Source organism: Novosphingobium sp. SG707, from assembly GCF_012275515.1.
Taxonomy (GTDB): domain Bacteria; phylum Pseudomonadota; class Alphaproteobacteria; order Sphingomonadales; family Sphingomonadaceae; genus Novosphingobium.
This window is the reverse complement of record NZ_JAAZQL010000016.1, coordinates 14,727-35,632: the sequence shown is the minus strand read 5'-3', so window position 1 is coordinate 35,632 and position 20,906 is coordinate 14,727. Positions and strand designations below refer to the sequence as shown.

General features: G+C 63.9%; 25 protein-coding genes. 24 read left to right on the top strand and 1 reads right to left on the bottom strand.

Annotation, left to right across the window (positions count from 1 at the left end; all coding sequences use genetic code 11):
- The first annotated feature begins 33 nt into the window (after positions 1–33).
- The 7 genes from FHW92_RS24370 to FHW92_RS24340 all read left to right on the top strand — a co-directional run bounded on the left by FHW92_RS24370 (position 34) and on the right by FHW92_RS24340 (position 4,723).
- Positions 34–885 carry a GPO family capsid scaffolding protein gene (locus FHW92_RS24370; protein WP_168605896.1) on the top strand — a complete coding sequence of 284 codons (852 nt, stop codon included), beginning with the start codon at positions 34–36 and terminating at the stop codon, positions 883–885.
- 47 nt (positions 886–932) lie between these two features.
- Positions 933–2,060, top strand: coding sequence for a phage major capsid protein, P2 family (locus tag FHW92_RS24365; protein WP_168605895.1), 1,128 nt, complete (start codon positions 933–935; stop codon positions 2,058–2,060).
- A gap of 77 nt (positions 2,061–2,137) precedes the next feature.
- Positions 2,138–2,923 carry a phage terminase small subunit gene (gene gpM / locus FHW92_RS24360; protein ID WP_168605894.1) on the top strand — a complete coding sequence of 262 codons (786 nt, stop codon included), beginning with the start codon at positions 2,138–2,140 and terminating at the stop codon, positions 2,921–2,923.
- 118 nt (positions 2,924–3,041) lie between these two features.
- Positions 3,042–3,533 (top strand): head completion/stabilization protein, encoded by a 492-nt coding sequence (locus FHW92_RS24355; RefSeq protein WP_168605893.1) that lies wholly within the window; start codon positions 3,042–3,044, stop codon positions 3,531–3,533.
- Entirely contained in the window at positions 3,530–3,745 is a 216-nt protein-coding gene (locus tag FHW92_RS24350) for a tail protein X (protein ID WP_349237750.1), read from the top strand. The genes FHW92_RS24355 and FHW92_RS24350 overlap by 4 nt, the downstream gene beginning before the upstream one ends.
- Positions 3,746–3,750: 5 nt before the next feature.
- Positions 3,751–4,251 (top strand): phage tail protein, encoded by a 501-nt coding sequence (locus FHW92_RS24345; protein ID WP_168605892.1) that lies wholly within the window; start codon positions 3,751–3,753, stop codon positions 4,249–4,251.
- Complete coding sequence (locus FHW92_RS24340; protein ID WP_168605891.1) at positions 4,241–4,723, top strand: phage virion morphogenesis protein; 483 nt, start codon at positions 4,241–4,243, stop codon at positions 4,721–4,723. Before FHW92_RS24345 ends, FHW92_RS24340 begins: the two co-directional genes overlap by 11 nt.
- Before the next feature lie 177 nt (positions 4,724–4,900).
- On the opposite strand, the gene FHW92_RS24335 is transcribed toward FHW92_RS24340, so the two are convergent.
- The gene (locus tag FHW92_RS24335; RefSeq protein WP_168605890.1) at positions 4,901–5,521 is read right to left on the bottom strand and encodes a hypothetical protein; all 621 of its coding nucleotides are present in this window, start codon (positions 5,519–5,521) and stop codon (positions 4,901–4,903) included.
- Positions 5,522–5,825: 304 nt separating this feature from the next.
- Here FHW92_RS24335 and FHW92_RS24330 point away from each other — a divergent pair, with 304 nt between their 5' ends.
- The 17 genes from FHW92_RS24330 (at position 5,826) to FHW92_RS24250 (ending at position 20,878) form a co-directional block, all read left to right on the top strand.
- Positions 5,826–6,674, top strand: coding sequence for a baseplate J/gp47 family protein (locus tag FHW92_RS24330; protein WP_168605889.1), 849 nt, complete (start codon positions 5,826–5,828; stop codon positions 6,672–6,674).
- Complete coding sequence (locus tag FHW92_RS24325) at positions 6,664–7,302, top strand: phage tail protein I (protein WP_168605888.1); 639 nt, start codon at positions 6,664–6,666, stop codon at positions 7,300–7,302. Before FHW92_RS24330 ends, FHW92_RS24325 begins: the two co-directional genes overlap by 11 nt.
- On the top strand, positions 7,299–8,465 hold the full coding sequence (locus tag FHW92_RS24320; protein ID WP_210428684.1) for a hypothetical protein: 1,167 nt from the start codon (positions 7,299–7,301) through the stop codon (positions 8,463–8,465). The genes FHW92_RS24325 and FHW92_RS24320 overlap by 4 nt, the downstream gene beginning before the upstream one ends.
- Positions 8,466–8,475: 10 nt before the next feature.
- Complete coding sequence (locus FHW92_RS24315) at positions 8,476–11,235, top strand: hypothetical protein (RefSeq protein WP_168605886.1); 2,760 nt, start codon at positions 8,476–8,478, stop codon at positions 11,233–11,235.
- Positions 11,235–11,495, top strand: coding sequence for a hypothetical protein (locus tag FHW92_RS24310; protein ID WP_168605885.1), 261 nt, complete (start codon positions 11,235–11,237; stop codon positions 11,493–11,495). Before FHW92_RS24315 ends, FHW92_RS24310 begins: the two co-directional genes overlap by 1 nt.
- On the top strand, positions 11,482–11,721 hold the full coding sequence (locus tag FHW92_RS24305) for a hypothetical protein (protein ID WP_168605884.1): 240 nt from the start codon (positions 11,482–11,484) through the stop codon (positions 11,719–11,721). The genes FHW92_RS24310 and FHW92_RS24305 overlap by 14 nt, the downstream gene beginning before the upstream one ends.
- A complete protein-coding gene (locus FHW92_RS24300) occupies positions 11,705–12,304 on the top strand; it encodes a lysozyme (RefSeq protein WP_168605883.1) in 600 nt (199 codons plus the stop codon). Before FHW92_RS24305 ends, FHW92_RS24300 begins: the two co-directional genes overlap by 17 nt.
- Entirely contained in the window at positions 12,301–12,843 is a 543-nt protein-coding gene (locus tag FHW92_RS24295; protein ID WP_168605882.1) for a hypothetical protein, read from the top strand. The genes FHW92_RS24300 and FHW92_RS24295 overlap by 4 nt, the downstream gene beginning before the upstream one ends.
- A gap of 173 nt (positions 12,844–13,016) precedes the next feature.
- Positions 13,017–13,538, top strand: a complete 522-nt coding sequence (locus FHW92_RS24290) for a phage baseplate assembly protein V (RefSeq protein ID WP_168605881.1) — start codon at positions 13,017–13,019, stop codon at positions 13,536–13,538.
- A gap of 1,233 nt (positions 13,539–14,771) precedes the next feature.
- Positions 14,772–15,107 carry a GPW/gp25 family protein gene (locus FHW92_RS24285; RefSeq protein WP_168605880.1) on the top strand — a complete coding sequence of 112 codons (336 nt, stop codon included), beginning with the start codon at positions 14,772–14,774 and terminating at the stop codon, positions 15,105–15,107.
- Between the two features lie 15 nt (positions 15,108–15,122).
- Positions 15,123–16,262, top strand: a complete 1,140-nt coding sequence (locus FHW92_RS26170; RefSeq protein WP_168605879.1) for a phage tail sheath subtilisin-like domain-containing protein — start codon at positions 15,123–15,125, stop codon at positions 16,260–16,262.
- Positions 16,263–16,309: 47 nt separating this feature from the next.
- Positions 16,310–16,810, top strand: coding sequence for a phage major tail tube protein (locus FHW92_RS24275; protein WP_168605878.1), 501 nt, complete (start codon positions 16,310–16,312; stop codon positions 16,808–16,810).
- 148 nt (positions 16,811–16,958) lie between these two features.
- Entirely contained in the window at positions 16,959–17,309 is a 351-nt protein-coding gene (locus FHW92_RS24270; protein WP_168605877.1) for a phage tail assembly protein, read from the top strand.
- Complete coding sequence (locus FHW92_RS24265) at positions 17,309–17,446, top strand: GpE family phage tail protein (protein ID WP_168605876.1); 138 nt, start codon at positions 17,309–17,311, stop codon at positions 17,444–17,446. Before FHW92_RS24270 ends, FHW92_RS24265 begins: the two co-directional genes overlap by 1 nt.
- The gene (locus FHW92_RS24260) at positions 17,443–19,425 is read left to right on the top strand and encodes a phage tail tape measure protein (RefSeq protein WP_168605875.1); all 1,983 of its coding nucleotides are present in this window, start codon (positions 17,443–17,445) and stop codon (positions 19,423–19,425) included. The genes FHW92_RS24265 and FHW92_RS24260 overlap by 4 nt, the downstream gene beginning before the upstream one ends.
- A complete protein-coding gene (locus tag FHW92_RS24255; protein WP_168605874.1) occupies positions 19,425–19,880 on the top strand; it encodes a phage tail protein in 456 nt (151 codons plus the stop codon). Before FHW92_RS24260 ends, FHW92_RS24255 begins: the two co-directional genes overlap by 1 nt.
- Positions 19,877–20,878, top strand: a complete 1,002-nt coding sequence (locus tag FHW92_RS24250; protein WP_210428683.1) for a contractile injection system protein, VgrG/Pvc8 family — start codon at positions 19,877–19,879, stop codon at positions 20,876–20,878. The genes FHW92_RS24255 and FHW92_RS24250 overlap by 4 nt, the downstream gene beginning before the upstream one ends.
- The last annotated feature ends 28 nt before the right edge of the window (positions 20,879–20,906 follow it).

Here is a 20,906-nt window from a genome sequence, read left to right as displayed (position 1 = left end):
GCAATCCCCCATGTCCCCGCCCGGAGTAACCCGATGAAGACCAAGCCCTTCCTGCTCGCCACCGCCGGTTCGACCGTCGATGGCCGCGAAATTGCCGAAGCCGATATCGACCAGATCGTCTCGGGCTTTAACCCCAAGACCTATGGCGCGCGGGTCAACCTTGAGCACATCCGGGGCATCAGCGGGCAATCGCCCTTCTTTGCCTATGGCGATGTGATCTCGGTCTCCAAGGGCACGGTCGATGTCGACTTCAACGGCAAGATCGAAACCCGCGCCGCGCTCTATGGCGTCCTTGACCTCACCGACAATGCCAAGGCGCTGATCGAGGCGGGCCAGAAGGTTTATCCTTCGATCGAGATCATCCCCAACTTTGGCGGCAAGGGTTTCTCCTATCTGGGCGGGGTGGCGCTGACCGACAGCCCGGCAGCCATCGCGGTCGAGCGCGTCCAGTTCAACCGCTTCCAGCCCGGCTCGATGGTGCTGGCCCGCGATGAAGCCGCCGCGCTCGAATTCGCCGATGATGGCGCCGCCACCGAAAGCGCCAAGGGCTTGCTCGACAGCATGAAGGGCATGCTCGACAAATTCACCGCCAGCTTTGCCCCCGCACCCAAGCCGGAAGACAAGCCCGAAACCAAGCCCGATGGGCAGCAGCTGGCCAGCCTCGATTTTGCCGCCCTGCGCGGCGTCTTCGAAGAATTCGGCACGACCGTCACCGCCTCCATTGAAGGGCTGCGCAGCGAATTCCGCGCCGAGGCCGATGCCCAGGCGCTCAAGCTCAAGAAGCTCGAGGACGCGCAGGAAGGCACCCCTGCCCACAGTTTCCAGCGCCGCCCGATCGCCGATGGCAGCAGCCACGCCAGCGCCGACAGCAAATACATCTTCTGACCCTGCCCTCCCAAGCCCCGCACCCCAACGCCAAGGAACGCAGCTTCATGTCTCAAATCCATACCCTTTCTGATCGCGGGCGCGGCGCGCTGGATCAGCTTCTCGCCAACATCGGCAGCGCCAACGGCACCCGCAATGTGGCGCGCAACTTCTCGCTTTCCCCCACCAGCGAACAGCGGCTCGAGGATCTCCAGCGCGAGAGCGTCGGCTTTCTTCAGCGCGTCAATGTGATGGGCGTGCGCGATCTTCAGGGACAGGTGATCGGGCTTGGCACGTCCAACATGATCGCAAGCCGCAAGAGCCGTAACAACCTGCCCCGCAAGCCGCGCTATGTCGGCCAGATGCAGGACCGCAAGTTCCAGCTCTATTCGACGCTCTTCGACACGATGCTGCCGTGGGAAGTAATCGACGCCTGGTCGAAATTCCCCGACTTTGCGGCGCGCTATGGCCGCCATGTTGCGGTCTCGGTGGCGCTCTCGCGGATCTCGGTAGGCTTCAACGGGCTTGAGGCAGCCGAGGATACCGACGCCGAGGACAATCCGCTGGGCGAGGACGTCAACATCGGTTGGCTGCACAAGCTGCGCCTTGAACGCCCCGACCATGTGATGGGCCGCGCCACCGTCACCGCTGGCGGCGTCACCACTGCGACGGGCGCCGCCGCGCCGATCTACATTGGCCCCGATGCCAACCATGCGCAGGGCGATTACAAAAACATCGATGCCCTCGCCTATGAGCTGATCGCGGGCATGCCTTCCTATGCGCGGGCCAGCACCGATCATGTCGTGATCGTCAGCCAGGATCTGGTGGACGAAAAATACTTCCCGATGATCAACCGCCCGCTCTCCGACACGATCGACGGCGGCAAATCGACCAGCGATCAGGTGGTCTCCGACCTCATCATGTCGACCAAGCAGATCGGCGGGCGCCCGGCGGCCATTGCCCCGTTCTTCCCCGAAGGCACGATGGCCATCACCCCTCTGGGCCGCGCCAATGCGCCCGACAGCTCGAACCTCTCGATCTATTATCAGGAAGGTTCGCGCCGCCGCTACATCAAGGATGAGCCGGAAAACATGGCGGCCCTCGTCGACTATAACAGCGTCAACGAAGGCTATGTGATCGAAAGCACCGATTACATGACCATGGCCGAAAACATCACCTTCGGCGCCCGTCCGTAACCCTCCCCGCTCTGCCCACTGACACCCGCCCGCCGGTTCCCCCCTGCCGGTGGGCGGTCATCACGAAAGCCCCGCTTATGGTCTCCGCCTTTCGCCGCCACCAGATGCGCGTGCGCGCCCTGCAATCGGGCGCGGCCCAGCCTGATACGGCCCCCGCCGCCGCGCCCGAACATGCGCTCGATACGCCCCTTGGGCAGGAATATGCCGCCCTGCGCGTGGCGCTTCATGACAATTTGCACTCCCTGTCCGACATCGCCAGCATCGAGGCCCGCAATCCCGTCAAGATCGAGATGGCCCGCACCTTCGCCCCATGGATCGAGGGCGTGCTGCAGGCGGGCGAAGAGGGTCAGGCCGCGCAGGATGAGATCCTGGTGTGGAACCTGATCTGGGCCATCGACTACCGCGATTGGGACTATGGCCTTCGCCTTGCCGCCCATGCGATCCGGTTCAATCTGGCGTCGCCCCAGCGCTACAACCGCACCGTCGCCTGTTTCGTGGCCGAGGATATCGCCAAGCTGAGCCTCGACCAGCAGGAAGCCGTACCCCATGAGGTGCTCTGCCGCGTCCTCGCACTGATCGAGGGCCACGATATGCCCGACCCGGCCAAGGCCAAGCTGCACAAGGCGCTGGCCCGCTCCTTCATGCGGCGCGCCGATGCCTTCGACCCCGCCGCCGACAATGCGCCTGCCGGTGGCAAGGCGGCCTATCTCTCCGAAGCGCTCGACCACGCCCGCCGCGCCCATCAGCTCGACAGCAGCATCGGCGTCAGATCCGACATCCGCAGTCTCGAAAAATCCCTGCGCAAACTCGGCCCCGAAGACGCGAGCGGGGATGTGGGCGACGATGACGAGGCAAGTGAATAACCAGTTCGCCCCACGGCGGCGGGGGGCGGTTGGCGCGGACGGCGCACGCAAGTGACAGCCCACCCACACCATCCTCACCCCCCGTTTTGACGCCCCGTTTCAATGAAGGCCGCAGCCCATGAGCAGCTTCACCCCCTCCCCCATCGCCCCGCCCGATGCCGATGACGCGCAGGTGGTAGCCGATGGCTGGTTCCCGCCGGTCAAGCTCGCCGATGTGCGCGAGGGGCTCAACATCGGCGGCGGCGCCATCACCCAGCTCCAGCTCACCCTTGCCATCGAGGGCGGCATGCTCTCGGCCCTGCGCCAGCTTGCCGCATGGCGCACCGAGCGCGCGCTGGCCGGGGCGGTCAACCTTGCCGATGTGACCACCCAGAAACTGGGAGGCAAGAATTTGGGTGAGCTGCTCTGGACCCGCGCGGTGGGCTATTATGCCGTCGCCGATCTCGCGGCAGGCAACCGCGATGTTTCCTCCTCCGACACCGGCCTTACCCGCGCCTCGGAAAAGGCCGCGCTGGCCGACGAATACCGGCGCGAAGGCCACGCCGCGATTGCCGACCTGCTCTCGATCGGCGGCGCCCAGGTCGCGCGCAACCGCGTGGAGATGTTGTGACCCAGACCGCCACCGCCATGGATGGCGAAACCGTGGACGAGATCTGCCACCGCGTCCTGAGCAAGACGGCGGGCGTGACCGAGCAGGTCTTGGGCCTGAACCCCGGCCTTGCTGAACTCGGCCCGCGCCTGCCCGGCGGCACGGTGGTGATCCTGCCCGATGCCAGCGCCGCCCAGACCGCCACCATCGATATCGTGCAGCTCTGGGACTAGCGACTATGCTGAAAATCAACCTCCTGCGCGATGCCCTGATGAAGGCGATGCCGGAACTCAAGGCCGCGCCCAAAAACCTCATCATGTGGGTCGATCGCGGCAAGGCGCAGTCGCGCGACACCGACGATCTCTCCTTTGCCTTCGAATTTCAGCTCAACGTCCTGCTGGTCGAATTCGCGGGCGATATCGCCGACTTTGCCCTCGCCATGCTGATCTGGCTGCGCACCAACCAACCCAATGTGTTCGCCATGGGGGCTGACGCCTTCGACTTCGATGTCGATATCCTCGACAACGGCAAAGCCGATGTGCAGATCCGCCTGCAACTGCGCCAAAGCGTAGAGGTGGCTATCACGCCCCAAGGCGCCAAGGCCAGCTATCTGCCTGAACCGGCCCCGATATTCCCTGACGATCTGCCCTTCGGTGGCCTAGATGCCGCCACGATCCTGACATCGATAACCGTCAATGATGAGGATCTGCCGCCATGGAGCGCGGTCGATGGCGGATGACCTCTCCCGCCTCGATGAATGGTTTGGCCGGATTGTGGCGGGCATGGAACCGGCCGAGCGCCGCAAGGCCACGCTCAAACTTGGCCGCCTGTTGCGTCAGGCAAACCTCAAACGCATCGCCGCCAACGTCGATCCCGATGGCGCCCCCTTCGCCCTGCGCAAGCCCCGGCGCGATCTGCGCGGCCGCCTGCGCAAGGGCGCGCGTGGCAGGATGTTCAAGGGCCTGCGCAAAACGGCCAAATGGCGCATCGATGCCGCCGCCGATGGCGTGGAAATCAGCCCCGTCACCAACACCGCCGACCGCGTCGGTTCCGTCAGCCAGTTCGGCCTGACCGTCACCGTTGGCCGTGGCCGCGATGGCCGAAAGATCCGCGCCAAATATGCCGAGCGGCGGTTGCTCGGCTTTGGGCGGGAGGATGAAGATCTGGCGCTGCAAGTGGCGGGGGAGATGTTGGAGGCGGAGGGAGTTTAGGCAGCCCAGTCAGCGGATGGCAGCAGTCCGGCCACAATGCGTCGTTCTCATCTGCCTTCGCGAACGACAGCTTACGCAGAAACCCACCGTTGGTGTGAATCTCAACGGCTAGGCAGAAGACGCTGCCAGAACAGTCATTTATGCAACTCATTAATCACAGTAAAATTTGGCGTTCGTTCAAGCAAGGCCCTTGGAAACTTCTACGAATCCACCGAGTGCGTTTCTCCAAAATCCGTTTGGCTTGTTTGGGAATTGTTCCCGCAAATCTTGCATAACGAAACGCACATCGGGCTGTTTCAAGCGCGCTAGCCACCGATCAAGCGGCAGATCAGCTAAAGCCGCGCCGCACAGTATAGCTTCTGTCCGATAAGAACTCAGGCCGTAGTCTTCGTCAGCCTCTGCCTTGTCCCAGGTCAGCGCCTGTTCGAACCATAGATCGAGACAATTTATGACGGCCTGCCTCTCATGGAAGGGCCAATTTTGCCATCCTGCTAGTCGCAGCTTGCCGATCACAATCTCGGCACGTGGAGTATTGTTATCGGCTGCTATGGAGATCTCGAGAATGCGAGGCAAGAAGTATCGAAAATCGAGTTCGTCACCGACCGTATGAAAGACCCCGCCGATGTAGTGCATCAACTCTTGACAGCTAATTTGGCGCAAAGGTTTGGAGAGTAACACGTCGATTTCGCGCCCATCAACGCAACACGGGCAACCTTCAATCATAAGTGGTGTGGCTGCCTCGAAAGTGCGATAGAGCTCTTCCAAGGCGGCAACCAGATGGTCTTGCAAGGCATCCATGGCAGTAGGATGGAGCGCCCGGGTCATTTTGGCAAGGGCATACACCAGAACCAGACAACCTACATGAAAGGCCGCTAATCGCCTTGCCGCGTTTCCAATCCGATTTGCAGGATCGTGCTCAAACAAGGGCACGGGAGAGATGGCTGGCGTGACTCCACAAATGACCGGTTTCGGCCTAACTTGACGTGCTCGACCGTCGCGCCGATCAGCATGAATGTCCCATCATCCGCCCCCACCCCCGTAACCCGCCGGGTTACACCCCCTTGCCCTCCCCGCGCGCGCGAAGGCTCGGCACAACGGGGGCATGGCTACCAGCACCTCCGTCATCGACCTGTCGCAACTCCCCGCCCCCACGGTGGTGGAGGCGCTCGACTATGAGACGATCCGCGCCGAACTGATCGCCGATGTGCAGGAAATGCTGCCCACCTGGGACGCCACGGTCGAAAGCGATCCCGCTGTCAAGGTGCTCGAAGTCGCCGCCTATCGTGAACTGCTGATCCGCCAGCAGTTCAATGACCGGGCCAAACAATGCCTGCTCGCCTATGCCAAGGACAGCAATCTCGACCATCTGGGCGCGCTGCTGGGCGTCGCGCGCCTGCCGGGCGAACTGGACGAGCCCTATCGCTACCGCATCCAGCTTGCCCCCGACGCCTTCAGCGTGGCCGGGCCGGAATCGGCCTATGAATATCACGCTCTGTCCGCCGACAGCACGATCGCCGACGCCAAGGTCACCAGCCCCAGCCCCGGCGTGGTCCTGGTCTCGATCCTGTCCAAGACCGGCGACGGCACGGCCAGCGCGGATCAGATCGCCAACGTAGAGGCCGCGCTGGCTGGCGCCCGCCCGCTTACCGATCAGGTGATCGTCCGGTCGGCCACCATCGTGCCCTACACGATCACCGCCGCCATCACCCTGTTCGACGGCCCCGATGGCGATGTGGTGATCGCGGCCGCGCTGGCGGGCGCGCAAAGCTTTGTAGCAGCCGCCCGGCGCATCGGGCGCGACATCAACCGCGCCAGCATCTTTGCCGCTATCGGCGTGGCAGGCGTCTCCAATGTCGCGCTCTCCAGCCCGGCGGCGGACATGCCGATGGACGATACCCATTGCGGGCATTGCCTCGCCATCAATCTGACGGTGGCGGGCCGTGGCGAATAACCCTTCCCTCCTGCCGCCCAATGCGCGCCCGCTCGAACATGCGCTGGCCACATCGATGGCGCGCATCACCGCCATCCCCACCCCGCTCACCGACCTGGTGCGCCCCGATGCGATCCCAGCTCCCATCCTGCCATGGCTGGCATGGGGCCTGTCGGTCCAGCGCTGGCGCCCGAGCTGGAGCGAGGCCCAGCGCCGCGCCGCCACCGCGCAGGCGATCCCCAACGCCAAGATTCGCGGATCGCGCGGCGCTGCCGAAGCGGTGATCGCCGACTATGACCCGCGTATCACGCTCACCGAATGGTGGGAGGCGGGCGGCTCGGGCGTCCCCTACACCTTCTTCGTCACCCTGCCGCTCGACGGTCTGTTCGACACGATCGCCACCGCCAGCTTCGCCGCCGAGCTTTACCGCGATCTGGTCCGCGTCAAACCGGCGCGCGCCCATTTCACCCTGCGCCAGACGGTATCGTCATGGGCCGCGCTGCCCCTGTTCCCGATTGCCCGCGCCCTGCGCGCCGACCGTTTCGCCGCCACCACCATCGGCCCCTTCGATGCCGATGAGATCAAACTGCAAACCGAGGATGGCGAGCCGCTCGAAGGCCCCGACGGCATCGCCTGGGAAGATCAATGATGGACAATTTCCAAATCACCCTCACCAAGGCGGGCCTTGGCGCGATCATCCGGGATGACGGCCCCGGCTTCATCACGGTGGTGATCGCCCAGATCGGCCTCACCGACGCTGAATTCACGGTTGCCAGCACGCTCACGGCGCTCCCCGGCGAGTTCAAGCGGTTGGACGTTTCGGGGCAGCAGGTGGGCGATGATATCGTCCATATGGTCGCGCTCGATGCCTCGGACGATGCCTATACCTATCGCGGCTTTGCGCTCTATCTGTCCGATGGCACCCTGTTCGGCGCCTATGGCCAGAGCGGGCCGATTGCCGCCAAGGCCCAGCCCAGCGCGACCCATATTGTCGTCGATATCCACCTCTCGGGCGGCATGGCCGATGCCATCAGTTTTGGCGACACCAACTTCCTCAATCCGCCCGCCACCACCACCCGGCAGGGCGTCGTCGAACTGGCAACGGTCGAAGAAGCGGCAGCGGGCCTCGATCCCTTGCGCGCGATCACCCCGGCCACCGCCTATGGCGCGTTGCTTGAATGGCTGCGCGGGCGCAACATCAGCGTGGGCCTGATCGATGCCTATACGCCCAATATCGGCACCACCGGCGCGGTGCGCATTCTTGCCAACGGCCAGACCGGCAAGGCGATCCTGCAATGCCTCAATGTCGATGGCTCGCGGCAATTGGGCTATCTGCTGGTCGATGATACGGGCGCGGCGCAGTGGCATGGCGGCCCCTTCAATGCCGATCTGCTGGGCGGGCATGACGCGGGGTGGTTTGCCGATATCGTCTCGCGTCTGGGCTATGTGCCCTTTGACAGCGCAGGGTTCACCGGCGCGGCGGTCAAGGCGGTGCTGGGCTATACGCCGCAGGACGCGGCCGACTTCTCCTTCGGCTCGAACGCCAACGGCTACTGGCGCAGAATGCCGGGCGGCCTGATCGAGCAATGGGGCGAGGTGACCGCAGGCGAAACCGGTTCACCCCCTGCGCTCAACTTCCCGATATCCTTCACAGACCTTGCCTCGATCAATCTGCAGGTGACCGCCCGCGCGCCCAATATCGGGGCAACCAACGGCAACAAGGTGGGCGGCAACCGGGTCAGTCTGACCCAGTTCAACGTCTTCTCCGACGATCTCAACATGGACGTCTTCTGGCGCGCCATCGGCAAATAAGGAAACGCCAGTGGCCAAAATCACCAATCTTGACCAACTGATCGCCGCGAATGTCGATGGCAGCGAAACCCTGCCGGTGGTCAAGGGGGCCAAGTCGTGGCGGGTGCGCCTGTCCGACCTGTTCTCGCCGCTCACCGCCATGATCAACGCCATGGCGCCCGCTGCCGCGCAGGGCGCGATGGCCGCCGCCAGCCTCACCGCATGGGTGGACAGCGGTATGGCCACGGTCAACGGCTATTACATCAACAATAGCGGCGCGGCGGTGGCGGTAACGGGATACACATATCTCGATTACACCATCGCGGCTTCGGACATTGCCTTTCGGGCCACCGGCACCGTATCCGGCAATGCGGGGGTGGTAGCGTTGGCCGCCTATATCAACAGCAGCGGTTCGATCATCAGCCGTGAGCTTGTGGGCGATGGCAGCGGCAACCAGCCCTATAGCAACCGCGATTTGACCATCCCGGCGGGCACGGCCAAAATTCGCCTGTGCGGCATCACCTCGGCCACGCTTGCCTTGACCGTCCGCCGGGTGGTGTCGGGCATCGCCGATCAGGTGGCGGCCAATCAGTCCGCCATTGCGGCGCAGGCGAGCGCAGCGTCGACCACCGCGCTCAAGCTGGCCTCGATCAGCAATGCGCTGATTTCGTGGCAACGCCCGGCCTATACCGTGGAGGCGGGCTATTATTATGACCGCCTGACCGGGGTCCGCAAGGCTGGCGGGACTTGGAGCAACATTGTCGTGCCGCTCACCGGGACGGAATCAGCGGTGCGGGTGACAGCCACCGTGACCGGCAACGGCACCGCGCTGGCCTGCTATTTTGATGCGGGCGGGGTGTTTATCTCGTCCGAACTGGCCGGGCCATCGACCGGCGACCAACCCTATACCAACCAGCTTTTGACCTTGCCCGCCAATGCCCGGTCGGTCGCGATCACAGGCCGCACGATCTACGCCCTGTCGCTCGACGTGTTGCAGGTGCGCGCGGTGTCGGCCGATCTGGATACGCTGGGTAACACGGTATCCGGCCTGTCTGCATCGGTGGCGACCGCCTCCTCGCAGACCGCGCTGGCCTATGGGTTGCTCACCTATTGGCGGCGGCCCAGCTATACGGTGGAGGCGGGCTATTACTATGAGCGCCAGACCGGCACCCGCAAGGCTGGCTCGTCCTGGAGCAATATTGTCGTGGCCCTCACCGGAAACGAGGCCGGGGTGCGCGCCAACGCCTCGGTTGCGGGCGATGCCACCGCGCTGGCCGTCTATTTTGACGCCAGCGGCGCGCTGATCTCATCCCAATTCGCCGGGCCGTCTACCGGCAACCAGCCCTACACAAACCAGCTTTTGACCGTACCTGCCAATGCCCGTTCGATGGTGGTGACCGGCCTGTCATCGCAGGCCCTTTCGGTCGATATCCTGATGACCCGCGATCTTGCCGCGACAGACACCAAGGCGCAGGCCGGGCAGAGCGCTTTGGCCTCGCTTACCACGTGGTGGGCATCGGGCAGCGTCGTGGTGGATGGCTATTACATCAACAGCGCGGGCGCGGCGGTGGCGCTCTCGGGCTATCGCTATCTGGACTATGCACTGGACGGGTCGGAAACCGGTTTTCGCGCCACCGGCACAACGCAGGGCAACGCGACGGCGCTTGCCAATTACCTTGACGCCAACGGTACGATTATCAGCCGCCAGTTTGTCGGCACCGGCTCCAACCTGCTCTATTCCGATCAGGATCTGACGGTCCCCACCGGCACCGCGAAAATCCGGCTTTGCGGCATCTCGTCCAAGGATCTCTCGCTGTCGGTCAAAAAGGTGTTTCCCAACGCCGCGCAGGCCATTCTGGCGTTGCAGGCCGGGGCGGGCACCACGCTGCCGATTACTACCGTGGGCGACAGCATGGCCGCCATGCTGGCCCCGGTGGTGGCAGGCCTCTATCCCACGCGCACCACCTATGCGCAGGGCTTGGGCGGGCAGGTGACGGCGCAGGGCGCGGCGCGCCTCGGGGCTAAACAGGTCACGCTCAATGTCAGCGGCGGCCAATTGCCCGCGTCGGGCGCGGTGACCGTGACGCCATCCATTGACCTGCTTTACCTCTATTCGCGGCCCAACGCGGTTTCGTGCCGCGTTATGGTTATGGGTGTCCTCTGCAATCTGGTCTGCGCGGCCAGCACCGGGGCCTACACGCTGCAACCTGTCGCCCCGCTGGGGACCGCGCTTACTCTGCCCAACGGCGCCGCAACCCCGATGCAGGTGGTCAGCGGCATGGTGCAGACGACAGACCCCAGCACGGCCCCGGCGCTCGACACCATGCTCAAGGGCGTCGTAATTTGCCGCCTCTCGCGCAACGATACCGCCGCCATGATGACGCAGGCGGGCCGGGACAGCGTGATGGCCGATCTGGCCGCGATTGTCGCGCAGGTAGGCAGCTATGGCGGCAAGCTGATCATGCTTACCGGTACCAACGGCAATTACGATCTTCCCACCGGCACGGCAACCGGCGCGGCGGTGGCCGATGCGGCAACATCGGCGGCGCGGCTGTCAGGTATCGCCGCGCTCAATGCCGCGATGCTGGCCGCGTGGCCCGACAAGGTTGTCGATCCCTTGGGTAACCATATCCTGCTGGGCGGGGCCACCAGTCGCACGGTGAACGGCCAGACTTTTATGGTTCTCGATCAGCCCACGCTCAACACCGACGGCATGCACGAAAGCACGGCCACCGGTCAGCCCCGAACCGGCGCGTTGATCAAAGCGTACATCACGGCGCGGGGCTGGTGATGGCCGGGCCTGATCCTGCCGCGCAGGCCTTTGCCGCGCTCCACACCGCTCCGCTGGCGGCGCAGATGCGCGGCTGGTGGGATGCGGTCCTTACTCTTCTGGTGATGCTGATGGTCTCCTTTGTCGAGGCCCTGCCTCACCTCATCCAGTTCGGCGGTCTGATCGTGGTGATCCTGACCGGCATCGAGAAACTCATTGCGCTCGGGTGGATCAAAAACCCCCGGCGCCAGCCAAAGGATGGTCCCGATGACCTTGGTTGATGACGCGCGCCAGGCTTGGCGCTGGTGGTCTGTGCGCCTGGCGGCGCTGGCCGGTGTGATCGCGGGCGCGCTGGTGGCGCAACCCCAGATCCTGACCGCGCTGGTGGCCTATGTGCCCGAGCAATGGCGCCCTGCCGCCTCGGCGCTGGCCGGGCTGGTGGTCTTTGCCGCGCCCACCATCGCGCGGCTGGTGCAGCAGGGAGGCGGCAATGGCCAGTCTGCCTGATGCGCAGCCAAACAGCAAACGCGGGCCGGTCATTGCTCTCGTCGGCACGCTGCTGGCCATTGTCGGCCCGGTGACAGGAAAGCTGCTGCTGACCGATGTGCCCGCGCATGAATCGGGCCGCAAGGTCGAGGTGACGGTGGCGCCGGGGCGCGTCACGATCCAGCACATCAGCGGGCCGCAATACCTCAAGGCGTACCTCGATATCGTCAAGGTGGCCACTGCCTGTGACGGGCTGACCGGCGCCGATATCAAGCTGGGCAAGAGTTTCACCGAGGCGCAATGCGCGCTCCTGCTCGAGGCCCGCCTGGCCGAAACGGCAGAGCATGTGATGGCCTGCACGCCGGGTCTGGCGCTGACCATTGTGGGCCGGGATTTCGTGCGCTTTGCCGCTGTCAGCCTCGCCTACAACATCGGTTGGCCGACCTATTGCGCCAGCACCATGCGCCGCCAGATCAATTCGGGCCAGATCCGCGCGGCCTGCACCAGCCTGACCTGGTTCAACAAGGCAGGGGGCCGCGTCCTGCGCGGCCTGGTCGATCGCCGCAAGCGGGAGCAGGCGATTTGCCTGAAGGATGCGGCATGATCCGCAAGCTCGCCTCGCTCGCCCTGTCCCTGCTCACCGGCTCGCTCTGGCGCTGGCCGCTGGCGCTCTTGCGCTGGATCGCGGCCAGCGCGGCGCGCGGCTGGGCCGCGCTGGCGCTCCTAGCGCTGGCCTTGGCCGGTTGGCAGACCCACCGCGCCGCCCATTGGGCCGATAATGCGCGCCAGACCAAACTGGCATGGGACAATGAACGCAAGGCCGCGCAGGCCGCTCAACACGCCGCCAAGGCCCAATCGAAACAGGACGCCAAGAATGCCGACACAAACCACACCGCGCTTGTCCAGGGCGGCGCTGGCCGCTTTGCTGCCTATGCTGCTGATCACAGCTTGCGCCAAAACACCGCCCATCGCCCCGGCCCCATTCAGGCCGAGCCTCCCGCACTTCCTGAAAGCCCCTCCCCCGACGCCGTCATGGCGGACATCTCCCGCGTCTGGATCACCCGCTCCGACTGGCTGACCTGCGACGCCGATTGGGCCTACGCGCAGGCTGCGCATGATTGGGCAAAGGGAATCGGCGAATGAGGATAATGAAATGGCGGTGCCCACACCCCCCAGCGCAGACACCGCCAAATGCGATCCCGATGGCTCGATCGGCCATGCCTAGGCAGATTTCTAATATTATATTTTTATATAATCAACACACCATTAACGGGACAAATTAACGAAATTGTCCGCCTGGAGCGAAGTGCCCACCGATGCGCTACGACGATGACGATATCCCCCTCGATCCCTCGACGCTGATCCGCCTCGGTGTGATCAGCGCTGTCACGCTCGATCCCCCGCGCTGCCGCGTGCGCTTCGGCGATCCCGATGCCGACGATGGTGCTATCGAAAGCCCGCCCATCCGCTGGCTGGCCCTGCGCGCTGGCGCCACCCGCCGCTGGTCTGCCCCCACCGTGGGCGAGGAATGCGTCCTGCTCTGCCCCGATGGCCAGATCGGCAATGGCGTGGCGCTGGCGGGCCTCAACAATGACAACCACCCCGCGCCCGCCTCAACGCTGGCCGAACTGATCGCCTTCGCCGATGGCGCCATCCTCTCCTATGATCCCGAGGCCCACCATCTGGCCGCCATGCTACCCGAGGGCGCCAGCGCAACGATCAAGGCCAGTACGATCACGCTTGACGCGGAAACGGTGCATGTGACCGGCGATATCACCGCCGATGGCGATGTGGTCGCGGGCGGGGGCGACCTCAAGGGGCGTATAGCATCGGCTTGAGCATAGTATAGAATACATGGCCGCCTGAGACTGGGGCGCTTGAGCGGGGGAGAGCGTATGCCGATACTCTCCGGTGAATGGGGGTTCATCGCCGTTCCGTGGCCAAGGTAAGGCCCCGCACCTGCGCACCAGGCCGCCCATGATTAACAGCAGCTTGTTTCTACTGGATTAATATTCCTGTGGGAAAACTCCCCGATACTTTACCAAAATATTGATTCTAAAAAATTAAACAACTTTGGCCACCCATTCCGCCCTCCATGCAAGGGATTGCACGTATGTTAGCGTTAATATACGCATCAAGCATCCAATCGGAAAGCCATTCCAATTGGATGTCACGCCAATAAACTGATGGGGGTCAGTATGGCAAGAAATGTACTTGTACAATGTATCTGCGATTTTTGTGGAGAAACGGTTTACTGCCGCGCAAACTATAATATACATCATCACTTATATGAGGACGGATTACCTGAAGGATGGGAATATATAGATAATCTAGACTACAAATTGATATCCCACGGTGGCGACCACTGCCCAAGTTGCCTTACTTCATTTTCAAAATATATCGATAGCTGCCTTCATTACTGGATGAAGTACGTGAGGTTCAAAAACAACATAATACCTCAATACACAGCCAACAGTGACGAAGATTTAGAAAGCTCATTATAGAGCATATCTCAGAAAATCTATCAAAATACTATTTATTTAATTTTTGGAATAATCTCGAAATTGCAAGCCCTTCCACATTCGTTTTTCAACGCCGCTGGAAGTTTGAAATTTCAAAACATTTGTCTAATATTATATAGGTGCGCGCAGAGCGGCAGCGATCGACGGGATAAGTGACCCTTATGTGTCGTGCCTAGCATAAATTGGCCGATATACAGTGGCGTCGTCAGCGACAACGCCACTGTTACGCGCCCGCCTCATCATCCAAGCCGATGGACGCGGAAATTTGAAATCGGCTTGACGCTTTCACCTTCAGAAGTGGGATGCGCTGCGCTAAATGCTACAAGTCACTATTCCCAAAGGTCTCCGCGGAATTTGATCCGTGCCGCAAGCCTGGTGAAGGACTGGCCAAGATGAGTATGATTTGGTTCAGGATCGCCATTGAGAGCGCCTTCCTTGCCGCATATTTACGTCTGCCCACCAAGCCATCACCCTATCCCTCCCCGTAACCCGCCGGGTTACACCCCCGCCCCCTACCCCGCGCGCGCGCGGGCAGGCATCCCATCCGTCATGAACGGAATGGACGCCACCACAGGAAAGCCCCTCTCGGGCGATGCGCATCTGGCGCAGTCGGTGGTCGATATCCTCACCACACCCATCGGCTCGCGCGTCATGCGCCGCACCTATGGTTCGCTGATCCCCAGCCTCATTGACGCGCCGATCAACGCCGCCACCCCCATGCTGATCCGCGCCGCCACGGTCCTCGCCATCCGCGCGTGGGAGCCGCGCCTCTCCATCGCCCGCGTCCGCCTGTTCGGCGCGCCCGCGCGGGGTAAGCTCACCATCCAGATCAGCGGGCAACGCGCCGACACCGGCAAACCCGTCACCCTCTCTATCGCCGCCTGACGCAAAGGACACGCCATGCCCCACGGCCTTACCCTCACCGAATCCACCAGCGGGGCGCGCAGCCTCGCCACCTCCTCCATGGCCGTGATCGGCATCATCGCCACCGCCAGCGCGGCGGCAGGCGCAGCCACCACCGCGCTCGATGCCGCCTTCCCCATCGGCGCCCCGGTGCTGGTCACCAACATTGTCGAGGCCATCGGCAAAGCTGGCACCGGCGGCACATTGCTGCCCACGCTCAAGGCGATTGCCGATCAGGTCACTCCGGTGCTGGTCGTGCTGCGCGTCGAGGAAGGCGAGGACGATGCCGAAACCTCGGCCAATGTCATCGCCGCCATGCCCGCCCTGGTCTCGGCCAAGAGCGCGGTGGGCGTCCGCCCGCGCATTATCGGCGCCCCCGGCCTCGATACCGCCACCGTCACCGCGCAACTGGTGATCGCCGCCAAGCGCCTGCGCGGCCGCGCCTATGCCCGCGCGATCGGCGAGGATGATGCGGCGGTCATCGCCTACCGCAACACCTTCTCGGCCCGCGAACTGACCCTGATCTGGCCCAATACCTCGCCCGATTTTGTGGGTGACGCCACCGCCCGCGCGCTGGGCCTGCGCGCCCGGATCGATGAGGAGACGGGCTGGCACAAGACGATCAGCAATGTCGCGATGGACGGCGTCACCGCGCTCACCCGCAACATCGCCTTCGACCTGCTGGATTCCAGCACCGAGGCGGGCGTCCTCAACGATGCCGACATCGTCACGATCATCCGCGAATTCGGCGGTTTCCGCTTCTGGGGCAACACCACCTGCGCAGGGAGCGACCAGAGCGAATATCGGTTCGAAAGCGCCGTCCGCACGCTCCACGCGCTGCAGGATATCGTGATCGACGCCTTCGCCCCCGAATTCGACAAGCCGATGACCGTCGCCCTGGTCAAAGACCTGCTCGAATCCTGCAACACCAAATTCAGTGACCTCGCCACCTCGGGCTGGATCATGGGCGCCAAGGTCGCGCTGGCCAACACCGGCAACACCAGCGCCGAACTCGCCGCCGGGCGCCCCAAGTTTGCCCTGCGCTTCACCCCCTGCGCGCCGTTTGAAAATCCCACGGTCGATTTTGCCATCACCGAGGAATTCTACAGCGACTTCGCCTCGCAGGTCGCCGCCTGATCGCGCCTTCCCGCCTCCCCTCCCCCTTCTTCTGACAGGAGCGTCCCATGGGCCTTCCCCGCACCCTGCAAAACCTCAACACCTATATCAACGGGGCCGACTATCGCGGCATCATCGGCGAATTCGAACAGCCCAAGCTCTCGGAAAACACCGGCGACTGGCGCGGCGGCGGCATGCCCGGCACGGTCAAGCGCAAGATGGGCCTCAACCCGATGGAGGCCACGCTCACCTTCGGCGGCCACGAAACCGCGCTGGTCCGCCTGTTTGCGCGCGACGACACCCGCATCCGCCTCGTCTGCGCCTATCAGGCCAAATCGACCAGCACCCCGCAGGCCGTCGATATCTTCATGCGCGGCAGCTTCAACGAGATCGACTTCGGCAAGGACAAGCCCGGCGATCCCACCGAACACAAATACAAGGCGGACCTCACCTATTACCGCCGCGAAGTGAACGGTGTGGTCGAGGTCGAGATCGACATGTTGAATGGCATCTACAATGTCGGCGGCGTCGACCGCTATGCCGAGATCATGGCCATCCTCGCCGGTTAATCCGCGCGCATCAGATCCCCCATTCCAGATCCGGCCAGGCGGTCCTTTTGCGGGGCGCCGTCTGTCCGGTGGGCCGGTGGCCTTCCTCTCCCGCCACCGGCCCCTTCCCGCCCCGCGCATCAGCCCACTTTTGCCGAAAGCCCCGCTTATGACCGACACGCCCCCGATTGCCGCCGCCCCCGGCTCCTCCAGCCACACCTTCACCCTTGCCGCCCCGATCCTGCGCGGCGAGACCAGCATCGAGGCGCTGACCATCCGCAAACCCAGCGCAGGGCAATTGCGCGGCCTCTCGCTGCAAAACCTGCTCTCGCTCGATATCAGCGAGATCCTCAATGTGGTTCCCCGCATCACCATGCCGCCGATCACCGGGGCCGAGGCGGACATGCTCGATCCCTCCGATGTGGCCGAGATCGGGGGCGCGATCCGCGATTTTTTTATGACGGCGGGCGAGCGCAAGCTGCTGCAGATGGTGATCGAGCAGAACACGCCGAAGAGCTGATGGCCGACATTGCCGCCATCTTTCACTGGCCGCTGTCCGAGATTGCGGCCCTCACGCTGGACGAACTGATCCTCTGGCGCCGTCTGGCGGTGGAAAGCTGGAACCGCATGTGGGCGGGCAAGGAAGGTGAAGGATGAGCGACAAGAAGCTCTCGCTGCTGGTCAATTTCATCGGCATCGACAAGATGACCGGCATCATGAAGAACATCGTCGGCCTTGGCCGCGATGGCTCCAAATCGATCAAGGCGCTGACCGGCGAGACCAGGAAGCTCGATGCGCAGATGCGCGCGGTGCAGGCCGATATTGCCAAGGGCGCGGGCAATATGACCCAGCTCATCGACAAGGAGCGCGCTTTGGCCGCCCAGCTTGTCCTCACCAACCGCCAGCTCGAGCGGCAAAAGAAGCTGGCCGCGATTCGCGCCGACACCAATGTGATCCAGCGGCGCGGCGCCGATCTGCGTCAGCGCGGCCAGGACAACATGCTGGGCGGCGTCGGCATGGCCACGCCTTTCATCCTCGCCAGCAAGGCCGCGATGGATTTCTCGAGCGGCATGGTCGATATCCAGCAAAAGGCCGAACTGACCAACGCGGAAACCGCTCGCATGGCCTCGCGCATCCTCGATCTGTCCAAGGTGGCGCACCAATTGCCCGAGGATATGCGCAGCGGCATCGACACGCTGGCGGGCCTCGGCCTCGATCCGCGCAAGGCTATCGAGATGATCGGCCCCATCGGGCGCCTCGGCACCGCGTTTAAGGTGGACCTCGCCGACGGCGCCAATGCCGCCTTCTCCAACCTCAACAACCTCAAGGTGCCGATTGGCGAGACCGCCCGCGCGCTCGACATTATGGCCGCCTCGGGCAATGCCGGGGCGTTTGAGGTCAAGGATATGGCCCGCTGGTTCCCCTCGCTCACTGCCCAGATGCAGGCGCTGGGGCAAAAGGGCACGCCCGCCGTCGCGGATCTCGCCGCCGCGCTGCAGATCGCCCGACGCGGCGCGGGTGACGCGGATCAGGCCGCCAACAACATCCAGAACCTGCTCTCCAAAATCCAGTCGCCTGAGACGGTCAAGAAATTCGCCAAATTCGGCATCGACCTGCCCAATGCCCTCAAAAAGGCCGCGCGCGAGGGTAAGACCCCGCTTGAGGCCATCGCCGACCTCACGCAAAAGGCCACCGGCGGCGACAATGCCAAAATCGGCAACCTGTTCGAGGATATGCAGGCCCAAGGGGCTCTCCGCTCGCTCATCCTCAACATGGAGGATTTCCGCAAGATGCGCGCCGACATCGCGAACAGCGGCGGCACCGTGGACAAGGCTTTCGCCCAGCGCGAGGCGCAGGACGCCAGCATCAAATGGCGCGACTTCATGGGCACGGTCCAGCGCCTCGGCATCACGCTGGGCAACAGCTTCCTGCCCGCCGCCACCCAATTCCTCACCGCCGCCGATGGCATGATCTCCCGCGTTGCTGCCTTTGCGCAGGCCAACCCGCGCCTTACTTCGACGCTGATGACGTTGCTTGGCAGTCTGGTCGCCGCCCGCATCGGGCTGGGTGCGCTGCAATTCGCGTTTGGCGGCCTACTTGGTCCGGTGTCGGTCGCCTATCGCCTGCTGCGCAGCTATGAGGGCCTCGCGGGCGTCGTCGCCTTCTTCCCGCGCCTTGCCGCCGGTATGGGCATGGTCGCCGGGATCGGCCCCACGGTCACCACCGCGATCAGCGGCATCATGGCAGCGATCCGCCTGCTCGGCCTCTCGCTGATCACCACCCCTTGGGGCCTTGCCGCCTTGGCCGTGCTGGGTTTGGCGGCGGGCGGTTATGCGCTCTATGCCAATTGGGACACCATCAAGGAAAAGTTCGGCGGCGGCCCTGCCAAACCGACCGGCCCCGCGCCCAAAGCCAACTGGGCGGGCGCCAAGGTGTCCAACCCCTTCCCTGCCCTCGCCCCCGTCCGACCGGCGGCACTCGGCGCTGGCGGCGCGGCGCGCGGCCCGGTCACGCTCAATGTCTATCCCGCCCCCGGCCAAAGCCCCGATGCCATCGCCAATCACGTCATCCGCAAGATGGATCACGCGCAGGGCGTAGCGGGGCGATCTGACATGAACGGCGGGGACGGACGCTGATGGCTTTGCCTCCCACCGACAGCCTGATCGACCTGTCCACCCCGGTCACAATCAGCCAGCGCGACCTGCTCTCGCCCGCCGTCCTGATGTCGCTGGGCCTGTTCACCTTCGGCATGGAGCAGGCCGCCTATGACCAGCTCTCGCGCCGCATCGCATGGCGCCATGAACAGAACGACCGCTTCATGGCCCGCCCGGCCAGCCAGTTCGCAGGCCCCGGCGAGGATCGCGTCTCCATCGCTGGCGAGATCATCCCCGAAATCGCGGGCAATTACGGCGCGCTCACCTTCCTGATCGAGATGGGCGACAGTGGCGATGCCTTCCCGCTGCTCGACGGCCTCGGCACGCTCTGGGGTTTCTATCGGATCGATGGGCTGGATCAGACGCACCGGGTGATCATGGCGGGCGGTATCCCGCGCATGGTCGATTTCTCCCTCGAACTATCGCGGGTGGAATGATGGCGGCGAACAAGGCGGGCCTGCGCCTCACGCTCGACAATGGCGTTGATCTCGCGGCCAAGATCAACCCGCGCTTCCTCTCGCTGACCTTGGTGGAAAAGCGCGATGGGTCTGCTGACGAGCTGACGCTCTCATTGCAAAATGTCGATGGCAAACTGGCCGTGCCCAGTGCTGGCGCGATCCTCTCGCTCGCGCTCGGCTGGGAAAGCCGGTTTGACGATCATCCGGTGGGCCTGATCGACAAGGGCCGCTTCCGCGTTGATGAGGTCGAGGAAAGCGGCCCGCCCGATCAGATCGTCATCCGTGCCCGCTCGGCCGATCTGGCCGGAACCTATGCCAAGCGCCGCAACCGCGTCTGGCATGACACCACGCTGGGCGCGCTGGTCGGCGAGATCGCCGCGCGCCATGGGATCACCGCCCGCGTTCATCCCGATCTGGCCAGCGAACCCATCGAGGCGCTCGAGCAGCACAACAAGTCCGACATGGCCTTGGTGCAGGATCTGGGCAAACGCTTTGACGCCACCGCGACATGGAAGGACCGCAAGATCCTGATCCTGCCCAAAGGCAGCGCCACCACGGCGGGCGGCCAGACCATCCCGGTCATCACCCTGACACGGCAGGACGGCTGGAACTGGCGCTACATCCGCGCCGAACGCGGCGCGCAGACGGGCGTGGAGGCGCAATATCACGATGGCTCAACCGGCGCGCGCAAGACGGTGAGCGAGGGCAGCGGCGATGCCTATCGGCTCAAGCACATCTATGCCAGCAAGAGCAGCGCAACGCGGGCGGCGAAATCGAACCTCGCCAAGCGGCTGCGGGCGAGGAGCAGGTTCGAATATTATCTTGCGGTGGCCGATTGCCGGTTGCGGCCGAACCAGCAGGCCGCGCTCAACGGATGGAGCGTGGCGGTGAGTGGGACCAAGTGGCTGATCGAGAGCATCGATACAACGATGGATGCGGGTGGGATCAAGCAAATTATCAGGCTGGAGGGGACCTGACGCCTCAAAGGTAATCAGCCCCAGACCA

Coding starts and splice junctions, on each gene's coding strand:
- FHW92_RS24255 (WP_168605874.1), top strand. CDS start 19,425: ATGGCTTTGCCTCCCACCGACAGCCTGATCGACCTGTCCACCCCGGTC.
- FHW92_RS24300 (WP_168605883.1), top strand. CDS start 11,705: ATGGCCAGTCTGCCTGATGCGCAGCCAAACAGCAAACGCGGGCCGGTC.
- FHW92_RS24270 (WP_168605877.1), top strand. CDS start 16,959: ATGACCGACACGCCCCCGATTGCCGCCGCCCCCGGCTCCTCCAGCCAC.
- FHW92_RS24310 (WP_168605885.1), top strand. CDS start 11,235: ATGGCCGGGCCTGATCCTGCCGCGCAGGCCTTTGCCGCGCTCCACACC.
- FHW92_RS24320 (WP_210428684.1), top strand. CDS start 7,299: ATGATGGACAATTTCCAAATCACCCTCACCAAGGCGGGCCTTGGCGCG.
- FHW92_RS24260 (WP_168605875.1), top strand. CDS start 17,443: ATGAGCGACAAGAAGCTCTCGCTGCTGGTCAATTTCATCGGCATCGAC.
- FHW92_RS24330 (WP_168605889.1), top strand. CDS start 5,826: ATGGCTACCAGCACCTCCGTCATCGACCTGTCGCAACTCCCCGCCCCC.
- FHW92_RS24335 (WP_168605890.1), bottom strand. CDS start 5,521: ATGGATGCCTTGCAAGACCATCTGGTTGCCGCCTTGGAAGAGCTCTAT.
- FHW92_RS24290 (WP_168605881.1), top strand. CDS start 13,017: ATGCGCTACGACGATGACGATATCCCCCTCGATCCCTCGACGCTGATC.
- FHW92_RS24295 (WP_168605882.1), top strand. CDS start 12,301: ATGATCCGCAAGCTCGCCTCGCTCGCCCTGTCCCTGCTCACCGGCTCG.
- FHW92_RS26170 (WP_168605879.1), top strand. CDS start 15,123: ATGCCCCACGGCCTTACCCTCACCGAATCCACCAGCGGGGCGCGCAGC.
- FHW92_RS24365 (WP_168605895.1), top strand. CDS start 933: ATGTCTCAAATCCATACCCTTTCTGATCGCGGGCGCGGCGCGCTGGAT.
- FHW92_RS24265 (WP_168605876.1), top strand. CDS start 17,309: ATGGCCGACATTGCCGCCATCTTTCACTGGCCGCTGTCCGAGATTGCG.
- FHW92_RS24340 (WP_168605891.1), top strand. CDS start 4,241: ATGGCGGATGACCTCTCCCGCCTCGATGAATGGTTTGGCCGGATTGTG.
- FHW92_RS24345 (WP_168605892.1), top strand. CDS start 3,751: ATGCTGAAAATCAACCTCCTGCGCGATGCCCTGATGAAGGCGATGCCG.
- gpM (WP_168605894.1), top strand. CDS start 2,138: ATGGTCTCCGCCTTTCGCCGCCACCAGATGCGCGTGCGCGCCCTGCAA.
- FHW92_RS24305 (WP_168605884.1), top strand. CDS start 11,482: ATGACCTTGGTTGATGACGCGCGCCAGGCTTGGCGCTGGTGGTCTGTG.
- FHW92_RS24370 (WP_168605896.1), top strand. CDS start 34: ATGAAGACCAAGCCCTTCCTGCTCGCCACCGCCGGTTCGACCGTCGAT.
- FHW92_RS24275 (WP_168605878.1), top strand. CDS start 16,310: ATGGGCCTTCCCCGCACCCTGCAAAACCTCAACACCTATATCAACGGG.
- FHW92_RS24285 (WP_168605880.1), top strand. CDS start 14,772: ATGAACGGAATGGACGCCACCACAGGAAAGCCCCTCTCGGGCGATGCG.
- FHW92_RS24355 (WP_168605893.1), top strand. CDS start 3,042: ATGAGCAGCTTCACCCCCTCCCCCATCGCCCCGCCCGATGCCGATGAC.
- FHW92_RS24250 (WP_210428683.1), top strand. CDS start 19,877: ATGATGGCGGCGAACAAGGCGGGCCTGCGCCTCACGCTCGACAATGGC.